The sequence below is a fragment of the Paenibacillus sp. J53TS2 genome, from assembly GCF_018403305.1.
Taxonomy (GTDB): domain Bacteria; phylum Bacillota; class Bacilli; order Paenibacillales; family Paenibacillaceae; genus Fontibacillus; species Fontibacillus rhizolycopersici.
Genome location: NZ_BOSK01000013.1, coordinates 59,440 through 74,898, shown reverse-complemented (window position 1 = coordinate 74,898; position 15,459 = coordinate 59,440). Strand labels below are relative to the sequence as shown.

10 protein-coding genes are annotated in these 15,459 nt (G+C 51.0%); 2 read left to right on the top strand and 8 right to left on the bottom strand.

Features of this window, described 5'->3' with window-relative positions:
- Positions 1-45: 45 nt before the first annotated feature.
- Positions 46-1,344 carry an Nramp family divalent metal transporter gene (locus KJS42_RS20845; RefSeq protein ID WP_239483821.1) on the bottom strand — a complete coding sequence of 433 codons (1,299 nt, stop codon included), beginning with the start codon at positions 1,342-1,344 and terminating at the stop codon, positions 46-48.
- A 242-nt stretch (positions 1,345-1,586) separates the two neighbouring features.
- Between KJS42_RS20845 and KJS42_RS20840 the strand changes: the two genes are divergently transcribed.
- Positions 1,587-2,180 (top strand): YjgB family protein, encoded by a 594-nt coding sequence (locus KJS42_RS20840; protein WP_213624011.1) that lies wholly within the window; start codon positions 1,587-1,589, stop codon positions 2,178-2,180.
- 68 nt (positions 2,181-2,248) lie between these two features.
- Here KJS42_RS20840 and KJS42_RS20835 read toward each other — a convergent pair whose 3' ends face one another.
- The 7 genes from KJS42_RS20835 to KJS42_RS20805 all read right to left on the bottom strand — a co-directional run bounded on the left by KJS42_RS20835 (position 2,249) and on the right by KJS42_RS20805 (position 13,056).
- Entirely contained in the window at positions 2,249-4,840 is a 2,592-nt protein-coding gene (locus KJS42_RS20835) for a winged helix-turn-helix domain-containing protein (protein WP_213624010.1), read from the bottom strand.
- Between the two features lie 146 nt (positions 4,841-4,986).
- Complete coding sequence (locus tag KJS42_RS20830; RefSeq protein ID WP_213624009.1) at positions 4,987-6,594, bottom strand: DUF3502 domain-containing protein; 1,608 nt, start codon at positions 6,592-6,594, stop codon at positions 4,987-4,989.
- Positions 6,595-6,633: 39 nt separating this feature from the next.
- Positions 6,634-7,545, bottom strand: a complete 912-nt coding sequence (locus tag KJS42_RS20825; protein ID WP_193418487.1) for a carbohydrate ABC transporter permease — start codon at positions 7,543-7,545, stop codon at positions 6,634-6,636.
- 12 nt (positions 7,546-7,557) lie between these two features.
- The gene (locus KJS42_RS20820; protein WP_155606016.1) at positions 7,558-8,532 is read right to left on the bottom strand and encodes an ABC transporter permease; all 975 of its coding nucleotides are present in this window, start codon (positions 8,530-8,532) and stop codon (positions 7,558-7,560) included.
- Positions 8,533-8,546: 14 nt separating this feature from the next.
- Positions 8,547-11,348 (bottom strand): beta-galactosidase, encoded by a 2,802-nt coding sequence (locus KJS42_RS20815; protein WP_213624008.1) that lies wholly within the window; start codon positions 11,346-11,348, stop codon positions 8,547-8,549.
- Positions 11,349-11,672: 324 nt separating this feature from the next.
- Positions 11,673-12,725: a LacI family DNA-binding transcriptional regulator gene (locus KJS42_RS20810; protein ID WP_155606018.1), complete on the bottom strand. Its 1,053-nt coding sequence runs from the start codon at positions 12,723-12,725 to the stop codon at positions 11,673-11,675.
- Between the two features lie 166 nt (positions 12,726-12,891).
- A complete protein-coding gene (locus tag KJS42_RS20805; protein ID WP_193418493.1) occupies positions 12,892-13,056 on the bottom strand; it encodes a hypothetical protein in 165 nt (54 codons plus the stop codon).
- A 338-nt stretch (positions 13,057-13,394) separates the two neighbouring features.
- Between KJS42_RS20805 and KJS42_RS20800 the strand changes: the two genes are divergently transcribed.
- Positions 13,395-15,446 carry a GxGYxYP domain-containing protein gene (locus KJS42_RS20800; protein WP_213624007.1) on the top strand — a complete coding sequence of 684 codons (2,052 nt, stop codon included), beginning with the start codon at positions 13,395-13,397 and terminating at the stop codon, positions 15,444-15,446.
- Positions 15,447-15,459 lie beyond the last annotated feature (13 nt).

Sequence of the window (15,459 nt, the reverse complement as noted above, 5' to 3'; positions counted from 1 at the left end):
GAAATGGTGGTCCACTTCAAAACCATTTTCAGGGTCTGCACGACATCAAAACAGCATTTGAACGATCAAGAACAGATTCAGGCCGACCACCAAGGCGGAGATGATCCAACCTAACGTCGTGGTAATCCGGTGATTCGCCAGGCTTCCCATGATTTTGCGATTCGAAGTGAACAAGATCAAAGGAATCAAGGCAAAGGCAATGCCAAACGATAGAATCACTTGGCTCATGACCAACGCACTTGTCGGATTGACGCCCGAAATAATGATGGCGAGCGGCGGAATGGTCGTAATGGCCCGCCGAACGTACAGGTTGATTCGTTTGTTGATGAAACCTTGCATCACGACATCCCCTGCCATCGTACCTACCGAAGAACTCGACAGGCCGGCAATCAGCAAGCCAAGCCCGAAGGAGACGGCAGTGACGGGTCCGGCTATCGTTCCAAATTGGTGGAAAGCAACGTCTAGATCCTCCACCACCAGCCCATTCTTAAAGAGCAGTCCTGCGGATACGATCACCATCGCCATATTCACCGCCCCGGCAATCAACATGGCCAACACGATATCGACAAATTCCAATTTGAATATTCTCTTCTTCTCAGCTTCATTACGGCCGACAATACGGTTTTGCGTCAACGAAGAATGCAAGTAGATCGCATGTGGCATTACCGTGGCCCCTAAAATACCGGCAGCCAGCAATATGCTATCCACCCCGTCAAATCGCGGAGTAATCATGCCTGTTCCAACCGCACCGAAATCCGGATTCGCCGCAATCACCTGAAAAGCAAAGGCCAATACCACGATTAGCACCATCGCAGCGATTCCCGCTTCCAGCGCACGATATCCCCTCCGCTGCAGTTCCAGAATCGCGAAGGAACCAATCGCGGTAATAACCGCAGCCGGCAGCATCGGTATGCCAAACAACAGATATAATCCTAATGCCGCTCCGATAAATTCGGCCAAATCCGTAGCGATAATGACCAGTTCGCTCTGGATCCACAGGAAGATCGATACCCCCTTCGGAAACCGCTCACGAGCAACCTCGGGCAGGTTCTTGCCAGTGGCGATCCCCAGTTTGGCCGATAACGATTGAATGAGCACCGCCATTAAATTGGAAGCAAAAATCACCCATAACAGAAGATACCCGTATTTGGATCCCGCGGTAATATTCGTCGCGAAATTACCCGGATCAATATAAGCAACCGCCGCGATGAACGCAGGTCCAAGAAACGGCAGCAGTCGTTTCAATCCTTTCGTTCTGCCATCCAGTGCGGCATGCGCAGACGATTTGTGATCCAATCCTCTTGATGTGACTGGAGTGGTTTGATGCGCAACACTTTGTTCCATCTTGACTATCCCTCCCTTAAACCATCCAATGTTGTCTATATCCATTAATGTTTCCTTAGTGCAACTTTATAGCATTAGTATATGCTTCATTTTGAAAAATGTAAATCCATTTTCTTGCGAAATTGAAATTTCTATTTAACGAATTCGACACTTGTTCTCCTGCGGTTTCCCCTATCATATGGAATGTAGATCATCGTCGTCATAACCCATTCCATTTCATAGGGTAGAGAAGGAGCTTGAATATGAACCTTAAAATGATCAGTAGTAAAGCTGTTATTGCACTCCTCGCAGCCGGAATCCTTGGCATTAGCACATGGGCTACATCCAGCAGTGTCGTTAAGGCGCAGTCACCGAAGCCCACAGCTGCCCAGATCCAGAAGGAAGCCGCCACGCATGCCTTAGATACCTTAAACAGCTTCTATAAACCGGCATTAAAAGGGCAGTTCCCTGGAGCCGTCGCCGGTTTGACGGTTGGCAAAAGCAGCAAGAAAGACGTGATCAAGCTGATCGGCGAGCCTTCTATCGCCGGCAAAGGAAGCTTGGCATTTGACTTGTACAGCGCAAACATGGGCAATCCGGGTTACGCTTTTTCCTATGCAAAAGATAAGATTCAGGAAATGCGCTACTTCGGCACCAACGTGGAACGCCAAACCAATATCGGCGGCATTACCATGAAAATGCTGAAGCAAAACTGGTTTGCACCGGACGCAAGCAGCACGATCAAGAACGGCAACGCCAAGCAGACCAAACTGACCTATATCCGCGGCGATTACAAACTCGAATTCATATTTAATAGCAGCACGGACCTGGATCACATCAATCTCCTAAAGAAATAAGCCATCTGATCTTCATCTTAGAAAAAAAAGGCTGAGCCGGACGTGCGACTCTTAGAGACCACGCCGGTTCAGCCTTCGATTTCTTTCCCCCGTTTGATCGCTTCCACGCGATTTTTCACCTGCAGCTTGCCGTAAATCCGGTTAATGTGAGCTTTAAGCGTCCCCATACCGATGCCTAATGCTTCTACAATCGTTGGATTATCCATCCCTTCCTCCATGCAGCGAAAGATCGTAAGTTCTCGCGGCGTGAGTAACGTCTCTAAGCCTTTCGAGGATGCAGCAGCCCCCTTCGCCGGTCGATCAAAGCTTGACCATACTCTGCGTACATACTCAAGCGGCGGGGCGTTGTCATCGCGCAGGTTCCCCTTTTGTCGCTGCTCAATGTATTCGGCAAGCAAATCGGATAAACGTTGGCCCTTGTCCGTGAACACCCGGATGTAATCGTCCGGCTTCGCCAGCTTAAGCGCCGTTTCCAATTTGAGCAGTGCTTCCTGCGGTTTTCCCGCCAATTGTAAAATGATCGCCTGCAGCGTTTCGAGATCCAGCGCATCCATCGGCCGGTGGCCTCTCACGGCGATCGACAGCAACCTTTCGGATAAACGCCACGCTTCGTCTAACCGCCCCGTTTCGCTCAACAGCCGAACCAGGAACGTATAAGGGAACAACTGATGGACAGACACCGGATCATCTGCCGAAAGGCCGTAGTGCTCCTGCCATTCCAGCGCCTGGCTTAAGTCTCCCTGACGCAGGCGCATCGCTGCCCGCTCCGTATCCAGTAAGACGAGAGCTTCGTTGGCACCACCCTCAACGGCTCGCCGGATCGCATCATTGATCCAGCCCTCGGCCTGTTCCGTATCTCGTCTCGCTTGATGGATTCGAGACAGGAATAACGAAGCGGGGACGTATACTTTTTCTGGTTGATAATGCGCTTGGCTTTGTCCCTGCAAACCCCTTTTCAAATAAATTTCCGCCTGTTCCAACTCATTGCGTTCATACAACAGTTCCCCATAGCAGACGACCACCGAATCCTGCAAACCCATTCTTCCCATGAAGTCGATCATGCTCAAGAAGAAACCGTCGGCTAACCCGCGAGGCAAATGAAGCCCCCGCTTCCCGTTATATGAACGGAATACGGAAGGCAACAGCGGCATCAAGGGGGAGGCAAAAATCAGATCCGTTCCCTCCGGACTATACTGCAAGGAAAGCTGAATATATTTCAGCCCCTTCACCATATCCATTTCGTATTGGGTAGCCTTAAAATTCCTGACGTAATACAGATAACCCAAATAGCGATTTCTCTCCGCCGGTTCCCAGTTGCCCCCGATCTCTTCGTCATGCTGCTCCGCTCGGCGCAGATACGTTTCCGCAAGGTCGACGTCCTGCGACCATAACAGGGAATGCGTGTAGGAGAAATAAAGATACGGATGGAGCAACAACAGATCTTCGGGAATGGCTGACAACCAGGACTTCATCGTTGAAAACTCTCGGCGAATGAGGACGCTCCTCATTTGCTCGAGAAGTCGAATGGCTTCTTTGTAGCAAGCTCCGGCTAAGTAATAATCCACCGCTTCTTCCAGCAGTTCTCGTGATTCGCACCATTCCGCCGCCATGCGCAGAAGAATAGCGGCATTCCCGGGTCGCCGACGCTCCTCCTCCTTGCGCAAGAAATCACCAAACAAACGATGGAATTGATACCACTGCCGAGCGTCGTCCAGCGGAAGCAAAAACAGGTTCAGCCGGACAACCTCATCGAGCCTTTCCGCCCCGTCTTCTCCAGCAACCGCTTGGCATAGAGAGCCGTGCAATCGCTGCAGCACGGAAACATCGAGCAGAAATTGTTGGATGGGCTCGTCCAGTGCGTCGAACACTTCTTGGAATAAATAATCCTCCACCCCGCTGCGTTCAAAAGACGGCAATTTCAGTGCCCGGAGCCCTTCGTCATGACGCCAGGACAAGGCAATTAACTTAATCCCCGTTACCCATCCTTCGGTTTGCAGAAGAACATGTTCGATCTGATCGTGATTCAACTCCCTGTGCGCAGCCAGTCGAAAAAACGCGTCCGTTTCCGGCCTATCAAACCGCATGTGCACGTCATGAATCTGCGATACCCAACCTCGGCTGATCCACCGGGCCTTGATAAAGTCGTTATCATGCCGGGCAGCGAAAGTGAGATGTATCGTTTGAGGCAGATATTCCAGCATGAATGCGACGGAAGTCAGAATATCCGGGTCTTGAATCACGTGCCAATCGTCCAGGATCAAGGCATGCGGCTGAGCCAAGTCGTTAAGCTCATTAAGTAACGCGATGACCATCGGTTCATATTGGCCGGGACTCAGCATAGCAAACGACGCATGAAACGCGTCGGATAACCGGCCCACCGCCCCCTCGATCGCAGCCGTAACATAGTGCCAAAAGCGGATCAAATCATTATCTTTATCATCCAGCGACAGCCAAGCTACCGGACGATGCAATTGATTGGCCCATTCGCCGAGCAAAGTCGTTTTCCCATATCCTGCCGGAGCCGAGATCAAGGTCGCCCTACCGCCCAGTCCTTCGTTTAGCCGGTCGATTAGCCGGGGACGCGGCACTGGCGCCTGGATTTTTCCAGGCTTATTGATTTTGGATAAGAGCAATATATGATTCTCGTTCATTTCGTGCATGGCAGTCCCTCCGATAAAGATCATACCATGCCGGAAGATCGGACGGGGAGCAAAAACTGAGTAGTCAGGGCCTTCGATAAAGTCCGTCTCCCCAAAATAACGGACTCGCGAATTCGCGAGTCCGCACTCTTTTTTCTAACAAGACCTTATTCGCCCAGTTGAGCTTTATAGGCATCCAGCTGTTTTTGCAGTTCAGCTAACACCTTGTCGTAACCGGCCTGTTTTAACTTGCTTCGGAACTCCTCTACCGCTTGCGCCGGATCTCCGGCTTTCCCCATCACGATGGCCGGACCTAGCTCCCCGGTGACCTGCGAAACGGCTGTCAATTCAGCTTCCACCGGCGTTTTATCGAAGACAAATTGTCCATACACGTAAGGCTTCTTGATTTTGTCGTATTCGGCATACAACGTTTCTTTGATCTGATCCCATGTCGTTTCACTAGGAATTTCAAATTTGTCGACCCGACCGCCCCAGAAATCCGCATAGAAATTGTCTCTCGCGTCGTCGTAACCTTCCGGACGTGCACGTTTTCCGTCCTTGATCACATATTGCACGCCTTCAAGCCCATAGTTAATCAAATGATAGATTTCTTCATTGTTACGGATCAGATCATAAGCCATTAGCGCACGTTCCGGGTTTTTGCTGTGAGCCCCGAGGGACGTGCCGCCATGCGTGATCGACAGCTCCATTAGGTTCGTGCCTCGCGTCCGGGAGAACGGAAACATCTGCAGCTCCGACCCGGGTTGCGCTTTATCCATCTCTACGCGAAGTCCCGAGAACGTCTGCGTATGGTGCTGGTCGAGTCCCGACAAGCCCGCTTTCAACGCATCGCGGTTGTTGTTCTTGTTGTTCAGGGCGTCTTCGCGCCAGAAGCCTTGATCCGCCCAGCTTTTCATCATGGTGGCATATTTCAGGAAAACGTCCTCGAACACCGGGCTGGTCGCGGTAAATTTCTCTTCGAACGATTTCGCCGTAAATACGGGCATGAAGCCGGTAGAGATCGGAAGCTCCAGCTCATCCGTATACGATTGCACGAATCCGCCCCAGGTTTGGGCTCCGGACGCCGCGTCCCACGGAATCACGTCCGGTTTATTGTCCTTAATGTACCGCAGGTATTTCTCAATTCCCTCCCAATCCTTAATCGGTTCGGTCATACCGGCTTCCTTCGCCCAATCGCCGCGGTAGAAGAAGCCATGGTTGACCCACTGCGTATAATCGTTCTCCGGGATCAAGACGATTTTGCCGTTATATTTGCTCTCGTCCCAGTCCTCCTTCGGAATAGAGTTCCACGTTTCCGGTGCGTATTTCGGGAGAAGCTCATCCAGATTCATGAAAGCGCCGCGCTGCGCATTCCCCCAGGTGTCCAGCCAATCTGTTCCGATCGTAATCAGATCAATCGGTTCGCCGGAGGCTAACGCCAGATTGTATTTGGTCTGCCAATCCGCCCATTCGATCCATTTCCACTCCAGCTCGGCGTTGATTTTTTCTTTCATGATTTTGTTGACTTCCGTAAGGACTTTCTCGAATTGGCCATTCTTCGGTTTGTCACCCAACACGAGATAGCTAATCTTCACGAATTTGGACGTATCCACCCCACTGTCCGTCTCCTGACTGGCATTCGACTTGTTTCCTCCATTATTCGCCGTATCTCCGCTAGCCCCGTTGTTGCCGTTTGAACCGCCGCCGCAGGACGCGAGCAGCAGCACCAACAAGCTTACCATCACCCAAATTGAAGTTTGCTTCCATCGAATCATTCGTACCAACCTCCCTCTTCTATATCAAATTGTGAAGCCTCAGCCTTTTACAGCGCCGACGGTGATCCCCTTGATGAAGTAGCGCTGTACAAACGGATAGAATAAAATCACCGGGCCCGTCGCAACGATGGCCGTCGCCATCTTCATGGATTCGAGCGGAACATCCCGCAACTCCACGTTCGAAGCCGCCGCTGAATTACGGATAAAGTCCGCGCTGGTGATGACGTTATACAAGAACAGCTGCAGCGGACGGTACTTCATGTCCGGCGATAAGAACAACATCGAGTTATACCATTCGTTCCAATACCCTAGTGCGATAAATAAACCTATCGTAGCGAGTGCGGGAGTTGTCATAGGCAGGATGAGACGGATGAAAATCGTGAAATCCCCGGCCCCGTCGATTTTGGCGGATTCGGTGATGGCGTGAGGAATGGAGCGGACGAAGCTTTTCATCATAATAATGAGGAAAGGACTTAGCAAGCCGGGCAGTAAGACGGCCAAGTAATTGTCCTTCAGGCTCAAATACTGCGTCACGAGTAGATAGAACGGAACCAGACCGCCGGTGAACAACGTCGTAAAGTAGATAAAGAAGGAAATGCGGTTTCGATAGGCAAAATCGGGCCGCTGCAGCGCGTAACCAGTCATCGCCACCAGGAACAGCCCCAGCGCGGTACCGCAAACCGTGATGCCGATCGTCACGAGATAGGAGCCGACGATGAGGTCCGGATTTTCGAAGACGATTTTATAGGAGAAGGCGCTGAACTCTCGGGGCCAGAAATTGAATCCAAATCGTTTGATCGCGGACTCCGACGTAAAGGATGTGCCAAGGACAAGCAGAAAGGGCAATAAGCAGCATAGGGAGAAGAAGCCGATAAACAAGTAGCCTACGATTTTGACGATGATGCCGCCTAGATCTGTGCGGATGCTCCGGGCTTCATAAGCGTCATCCATACCTTGCACCTCCTAGAATAGTGAGTTGTCAGGCGAAACCTTCTTGACTAGCCAGTTGGCGGTCATGACCACGATAAATCCGAAGACGGATTGATACAGGCTGACGGCGCTGCCGATCGAGAAATTGAAATTCGTCATGAGGGCGCGGAACACGTAGGTTTCAATGATATCCGTCGTCGCGTACAGGGCCGTATTGTTTGCTCCAACTAGGTTGAAGAACAACCCGAAATTCCCGCGCAGAATACCGCCAAGCGAGAACAGAAGAAGGATGATAAAGGTTGGCTTCAGCCAGGGGAGCACGATATAACGGATTCGTTGGAACGCGCCTGCCCCATCGATTTCTGCGGCTTCGATAATCTCGTTATCGAGACCCATGATCGCCGCGAAATACACGATGGATCCATAACCGGTCGATTGCCATAAATAAGTCAGCACGATGATAAACGGCCAGATCCCGGCGTTCGAATACGTCTTCACCGGATCGAATCCCAGCGAGGTCAGGATGCTGTTGAGCAGGCCATAGTCATAGCTCAGCACATTGTAAGCGATCAAGCCAATCAGGACCGCTGAGATGAAATGCGGCAAGAACATCAAGGTTTGGGTCAGCTTTTTGAACCATTTGAGGCGAATTTCGTTCAGAAATACGGCGACGATGATTTGCAATACGTTCCCAAGCAGGATAAAAGCCAGGTTATAAACCACCGTGTTAAAAGTCAGTCGCCACAAATCGCCCGTCATGACCAGGAATCGGAAGTTATCAAAGCCCACGAACGGACTCTTGAAAATCCCATCCGTGTAGTTGTACTTGATGAAGGCTAAATATAAGCCGGGCATCGGTAAATAGGCGAAAATGATAAAGAAGATGATGGCAGGCAGACACATGAGCAGCAGGGTCTTATTGTTCCAAAACCGTCTGAATCGGCCGTTCTGGGCCCTGTGCAATTGCGGCGGCCGTTTGCGCACCTTTGTAGGCGTCGTGATCTCCATATGCATCCTCCCTTCTATACGGAAATAACCTCAAGGCTCTCCAATTTGCCTGGAGCCTGTTCATCTGCCGCCTCGAGATAGATGGACAGCTGCGCCTGGTTGTCATGAAACCAAGGTCCCGGCAAGTAAAACGAATTCATGCTTCCGCCGGTCATCGTTGGCCTTCCCGTCCCTCCAGGCAACCAAAGCCGGCCGACGATCCGCTCATCCATAAACACGGTAAGCTTTAAACCAGAGCCTGCCGCACGTACCCTCCACCCTTTGCCTTGAGCGGAATTGTTGATTGCGGCGAACAACCAACCTGTCTTTCCAGAGTCAAGACTCAGCGGCAAATGCCCTGGAGCGGCAGAAGCAATCCTATGGTCCGCTTCTGCCTTCAGCTCGGCTTCCTCCGCCGCAGCAACCGTGAACGTCGAAGCCTCGACACCTTCATAAATCACCACTTCACCGCCAGGCTGCCCCATCGTTCGCAGCAGATGGACTTCCAGCTGTAGCTCTTGGCCTGGGGTGACATAGGGCTTTAGATCGATAAAAGCATCCATCGGATGGATGGAACCCACCTCGACGCCATTTACCCAAAGCTGCGCGTAGCCTTGCAAATTCCGAAAGTGCAGGATCCACGCCGATGGTTTAGCTGTGGGTACAAACTTCTTGCGAAACACTTGTTGTGACGGGTGATCCGCGGATAACCAGCTTCCAAAGCCGACCACCGGCCAAAGCGCTTCATCTATCTTAGTCGCGGCACTTGGCGACAAGCGTTCGCCACTTGGATTCACGCTCCAGTTCGCAGTTATGTCGTGAATGGCCGTGATCGCTGTAACGCCTCCTATCCCCTTCAAGGAAGGTAGGCAGAGGGCGGGAAGCCGGAGATCATTAAAGTTACTGTGCCCCCAAATTTCTACGCGTGCTTGAATCTTCTTGGCATCTCGTCCGTCAACAGGAACAAACACGCTGGCTCCTCCAGGAGTCAAGGTTCCGAGGTAAGTCCCGTCGGCATACAACGAGACAACATCGCTGGCTTGTCGGATAAGAAGTCCCCGAAGCTGGTCATCCGCGTTAATCAGGTTAACGTTGGCCTCATACCAAGCGTATCCGCGATAGATGCCCAGCCGTTCCAGAAAATCAAGCTTCGCCTCATCCGTTAACGCCGATACCGCCTGCAATGGCGGTTTCCATCCTTCCCCTGAAACAAACTGCCACTCTAGAGCTGGCGACGGGTCGGAGTTGTTCAACTTTGGTTGAAACATAGAAGCCGTCATCGTGCCGTCCAGGTTGATCGTCTCGGTATGAAGCGCTTTCAATCGATTTGTGACAATCACCGTGAACCGTCGTCCATCCTTCAGTTCAAACCGGCAATACGCTGTTTCTTCGCCAGTAAGAAGCAATTCTATATGTCCCTCGCGCCTGATAACTTGCATTCCCTGCGCTAACGGCGCATATACCGCTTCGATGGCTAAAGCGATCCTTCCGTGATTTCCTTCCGTGTGAAACGCCAGTACGGTGCCATCATTCTGTTGTCCCGCCATATAAAGCTCCGCCGTGGAGAAGATGAGCTGTCCCGGCATTCCCCAAAGGGACAACGGAACATTTACCGGAAGCGCCAGGGATCTTGATGCAGACAAAGTCAAAGCGCCAGTTGATGAGGCGTGGGCTCCCATGTCCCCTAGCAAATTGATTTGCTTGGCACGGTCTTCACCGTTAGTAACAAAAATCAGCTCCCCACCGCCTTGTAGACGCAGCACATATGGACCAAACACCCCCTCCGTTTCTCCTTGAACAGACCATGTACCACCGGAATCCGGTTCGGCTTCCGCAATCGCTCTGCCATAGGCACGAATTAATCTGGCAAGAAGCTTCGCCTCCTGGGCTTCTGCGCGAAGATGGCCTTCCGGCGAAATCATACCCCCGAAGTCATAATCCGACGTCAGGAAAGCCAGCGGCTTGCCCCAGTTATTAATGGCATTCGTGAAGCCAAAGTTCGTGCCTGACACCTGAAGGTATGGTCCCAGCAGCTTGGTTCCGGTTGACAGCAGCCTGCGGAGCAGGTAATGACTTCGGTTCGTTTCGGTGACAAGCAGTGGATAATTCATCCCGTGAAGTACATGTCGATAATGTAGCACTTTCTTTTCAAAATGGGGATCCTGGTCATCGGGGTAAAAATTACAAGTCGGTACAACGCCATCTGTTAATCCAGACGCCTGCAACAGGCCGCCTTGACCCGCACAAGCGATGAGCGGAACGGATAATCCATGAGCGACTGCCATGTCGCGGAGGGCCGCCATATATCCTGAGGGATCGGAGCAACCGTAGAAGTCCAGCTCATTCTCCAGTTGAACGAGGATGACACTCCCTCCGCTCGTGACTTCATGACGCCTAAGAATCGGTAGGATCTGTGCATACCATCTAGCCACATGCTGCAAATAGGCGGGATCGTTGTTCCTGATGCGCACAAAGGGCTCTTTGGCGTAAAGATACGAAGGTAAAGCACCTCCGTCCCACTCCGAACAAATGTAAGGGCCTGGACGGGCGACGACCCATAACCCCGCTTCGCTTGCCAGTTGTAGGAATTTCTCCGCATCCCGCATCCCGTTGAAGTCCCACTTCCCCTCTTGGGGTTCGTGGAAATTCCACGGGAAGTAGACGTCGATACAGTTATAGCCAGCTTCCTTAACCTGATCCAAGCGCTCTTTCCACAATTCCGAAGGAACCCGGAAATAAAAAAGCGAGGCGCAAAGCAGAATCACGCTTTCACCATGAATGCTGACCGCTTGGCCGGATAAACTCACTACAGATTCGGACTCGACACGCGTATTCATAGCGGACCACTCCCAGCGTCTGTAATATTAAATTTTTTAATGAATCCCATTTCATGAAACCCGTTACATTTTGGTTAACGCAAAATGAATGAAACGGGTTTCATTTTTGGGTTGAATCACTCTTCACGTCGTTCTGTCAGATGCTTGAGATGAAGTACTGGTCATCAGAAATCGTTGGTGAATGTAGTAAAGTGAATTGTCACATAGGAGGGTGTGTAGAAGAAGTGCAGGTACTTGGAGTAAATGTAAGGGCTTTCGCAGTTATTCTAGCTTAGCAAGATTTGCGTTGTCAATCCTTTTTTTGCCACAATCGGGCCGAAGCTCCTAACTTTTGTTAAGAGGCATGGTAGATTCCCGAATGATCAGCTCCGGCTTAAGCCAGGTGGTTTTGTTTACCTTGGACTTCGTGATCATTTGGTGCAGCACTTCCCCCGCCGTCCGCCCCAGTTCATGGGTTCGAAGCGAAACGGTCGTGAGCTCCGGAATGCTGTTGGATGCAAATGGGATATCATCATAACCGATAATCGACAGATCCTCGGGGACTCTAAGTCCCGCTTTGACGGCTGCTTTCAATACGCCGATCGCCACCAGGTCGTTCAGGCAAAAGATCGCGGTCGGCCGATTAGCCAACTCCAACAACTGGTTCATAAACGCGGTACCGCTGGCAACAGAGAACCCTCCATGGAGAACCCACTCTTTGCGCACTGTAAGGCCCGACTGCGCCATCCTCTTCATAAACGCTGACGTTCGTTGCACCGTGTTGGACATATTCCGGTAGCCGCCAACGATCGCAATGTCGCGGTGCCCGAGCTCGATCAGGTGCTGCGCCGCCAACTCTGCGCCATGCTTCTCATCCACTGCCACTCGGTTTAATCCCGAGTTGGACAGCCTACCATTTAAGAGAAGTACAGGTAGCCTTTTGCCGATCTCGACAACCTCTTCGACCAACTGCCCATCGGGTTTGGCTAAATCGACCCTTCCCCCCATCATCACAATTCCGTCCACCTGCTTCTCCGCAAGCGCGTTCAAATATTGAGACTCCCGGATATACTGTTCCGCGCTGTCTACACTGGCTGATACGGTATCGCAAAGGAAATAGGTGTACCCTTGCTTACGCGCTTCCAGATCGAATCCGGACAACACTTCCGGAAAGAAGGGGTTTGTAATATCCGGGAGAATAATGCCGATCATTCCTGTTTCTTTTTTTGACAAACTTCGCGCCAGCGCATTGGGTTGAAACTGGTATTTGCTGATCAGTTCATTAATGCGTTCCCGGGTCTCCTTTTTGACGGGAGCCGTATTGTTAAGTACGCGAGAGACCGTGGCAACAGAGACGTTGGCTTCCTTGGCGATGTCGTATACTGTAATCGGTTTCATAAAATCACCTACCCGAAATTAGTAGCACAGAACATCCCAAGTATATCAAATTTTCCAACATTTGAGAACGGAAACGTCTCTATTCCAGATGCAATGTACGAATGAGTCAGCATGGCAAAAAACAGGCCCCCTTCTTCTAGAGAGAGGGCTCTGTTCCCTGTCAGGATTACGTTTGATCTTGCTCCGCTTCCTCGTTGTCGGGATCATATGCGGTTACATCCGGTTGCTCCGGCATAAATCCAGAACGTGTATGCGGGGTTGTATCTTCATAAATCGTGCGTGGGTCTCCATCCGTTTCGATTCGTTCTTGATCTTGATTTTGATTTGGCATACCTATAGTCCCCCTTTACGCTGAATAGCGTCTCCGGCATCGAACATTTTCATTCACAGGCTCAACATATGATATATTTGCTATATTCAAAAAGGAAAACATCTATCTTTTTGAATGAGTTCTTTTCGATAGTGTCTGAAGTCGAAAACTGGTCTAACTCTGAAAGCTTTAATCGATCTCTGCAAAGTTTTGTCGAAGGTATTGAAATATACAATAACATATATTAAATATATCATGTAAACCTTTCCAATCCAGCCAATTGCTATGCCAGGAGGTGGATCATCGATCTTAACGAAATCAACGACGCTACCTATTCCCATTAAGAGAGGTGACGATTTATGTTTCGCAAATGGATCATGTTAAGTTTAGCTCTAGTTTGTACGTTAACCATGCCGTTAGGAGCATCCGCTGAGACTTCCAGCCAAGCGGATCTAAACCGTAAAAACGGTATCGTCTGGCCGAAGGATCAGGAGCTCCCCACCTTCGCCAAAGTCAAACGTTTGGATGTGGCGCAAGTGTACGACGCTTCGGGCGACATCAAAATTCTGCTGACAACGCTCCAAGGCATCGTCAACCGCACGGAACCGAGAATTTACGTGCAGCAGAATGAGCAAGATCCCTGGATCAACGATCTTCATGTCCCTTATCGCGTTCATGATAACGCGATGGATATCGTCAAGGCTTACGCCCGGGAGGTCAAGGGCGTGATCGTCTACGATCCGGCCGTTCCTGACTCCATCAATGTTGCAACGACGCTTGCTGGATTGAAGGACGCTGTCGTGGCCAGCCCTGAACTGGCCAAAGAACTGACCGCGGCGCCTTATCGCCTGAAAGTGATCGAGGATCTGCAAGGGAAGTTCCAAGATCGAATGGACGCTTACACTTGGCAGTATGAGCATTTATGGAGTCAAACGACGAAACGAATGCTGGTCGGACTCAGCCCAAATACGTCCATCCCGCTTCCTCCGGACAATTTCGAGTCCTTCAAGACGGTTCTTACTGAACCGGAACAAATTCGCGATGCAAGCAACCGGAGATCGTACGATCTAGACTTGTCCGAGTTTCTGGGAGAAGATGCCATCTATCTGCGCTTCCAGGATGCTTTCACGCAAGACGGCTGGGGGCCTGCGGTTCATGAAATCAGCGTTACGGCAGACGGCGAGGAGATCCTTCGCTTCGAAACCGGAACGCCGGAAGAAGAAGCGTATCTGTATGACCGGCAAGGCTCTAAATTTCTGCCGGGCGCGGACCACCGTTTTGCCGACAACGGCAACTACTTCGTGTACAAGTTCAACCCGCCGGCGGGCACTCAGCAATTGACGGTTACCGTCGAAATGTGGAACCAATTCAAGGTCTCCGCCAGCAACGTAAAGCCGCTCTCCTCGGAGCAAAAGGAGCCGTACGGTTACCTCCGCGATTATGCGGTGGCCAACAAAGCGATGGTGTTCTGGCTCTCCAGCGGAGTGCCTGAGCAAAGGGAGTTGTTCGAACGGATCTTAGCGGATGTAGAACCGGGAACACCGTATTTGGGTTGGTTCGATAATGATGTTGAAGGCGAAGTCGCAGGGATCGACCTGACTTCACGTCACGGCGTTTACGTCTTGCCTTCCGACTGGTTCCATAATATGACGGTAATGGCGGGGACAAAAGCGAAGCCGGCAAAGCCTAACAAGCCGGTAACCCCGAAGCTGAACAACAAGATCTACGTGACCTTCACGTTTGGCGAGGGCGATAATCTACAATACGATCAAAATCATATGCGCAATCTTTGGAATGATCCTGCTCGCGGCCAAGTGCCCATGAACTGGACGGCTAGCCCGCTCCTCGTTGATGCGGCCCCTACGATCCTAGACTATTACCAGTCCACCGCGACGAAGAACGATCTGCTGGTGGCCGGACCATCAGGAGCCGGGTATTTCAGTCCGCAGGTATGGCCGGAGGAGAGCTTTGCCGCATTCATGAAAGATTCCTACCCGTACTTGAAGAAATCCGGCATGTCATATCCTTTTGTCATCAACCGTGAAGACAATCATGACGTTCCTCTCACCGGTTTCAAAGCGGAATCCTATGTGAAAGATTTGAAAGTGCCTGGCCTGTTCCTTGGAGGCGGTAGCCAAAATTACGTAGAAATCGTCAACGGCAATTTACCCGTTTCTTATTTCAAAGGCACGACCACTGCTAGAGATGGAATCAACCTTTTGAACGATGCGAAAGCTTCTTGGGACGGGAACTCGCCGATGTTTGTTTCCGTTGGGGTCAACGCGTGGAGCATGAGACCATCGGACGTCGTAGAGATCACGCAAGCACTGGGACCTGAATTTGAAGTCGTGTTAGCGGATAGCTATTTTACGCTGATTCGAGAAGCCTACGGACTTCCGAAGAAACCTTAACCCTAGAATAACC

Coding starts and splice junctions, on each gene's coding strand:
- KJS42_RS20810 (WP_155606018.1), bottom strand. CDS start 12,725: ATGAAACCGATTACAGTATACGACATCGCCAAGGAAGCCAACGTCTCT.
- KJS42_RS20805 (WP_193418493.1), bottom strand. CDS start 13,056: ATGCCAAATCAAAATCAAGATCAAGAACGAATCGAAACGGATGGAGAC.
- KJS42_RS20815 (WP_213624008.1), bottom strand. CDS start 11,348: ATGAATACGCGTGTCGAGTCCGAATCTGTAGTGAGTTTATCCGGCCAA.
- KJS42_RS20820 (WP_155606016.1), bottom strand. CDS start 8,532: ATGGAGATCACGACGCCTACAAAGGTGCGCAAACGGCCGCCGCAATTG.
- KJS42_RS20840 (WP_213624011.1), top strand. CDS start 1,587: ATGAACCTTAAAATGATCAGTAGTAAAGCTGTTATTGCACTCCTCGCA.
- KJS42_RS20800 (WP_213624007.1), top strand. CDS start 13,395: ATGTTTCGCAAATGGATCATGTTAAGTTTAGCTCTAGTTTGTACGTTA.
- KJS42_RS20845 (WP_239483821.1), bottom strand. CDS start 1,344: ATGGAACAAAGTGTTGCGCATCAAACCACTCCAGTCACATCAAGAGGA.
- KJS42_RS20835 (WP_213624010.1), bottom strand. CDS start 4,840: ATGCACGAAATGAACGAGAATCATATATTGCTCTTATCCAAAATCAAT.
- KJS42_RS20830 (WP_213624009.1), bottom strand. CDS start 6,594: ATGATTCGATGGAAGCAAACTTCAATTTGGGTGATGGTAAGCTTGTTG.
- KJS42_RS20825 (WP_193418487.1), bottom strand. CDS start 7,545: ATGGATGACGCTTATGAAGCCCGGAGCATCCGCACAGATCTAGGCGGC.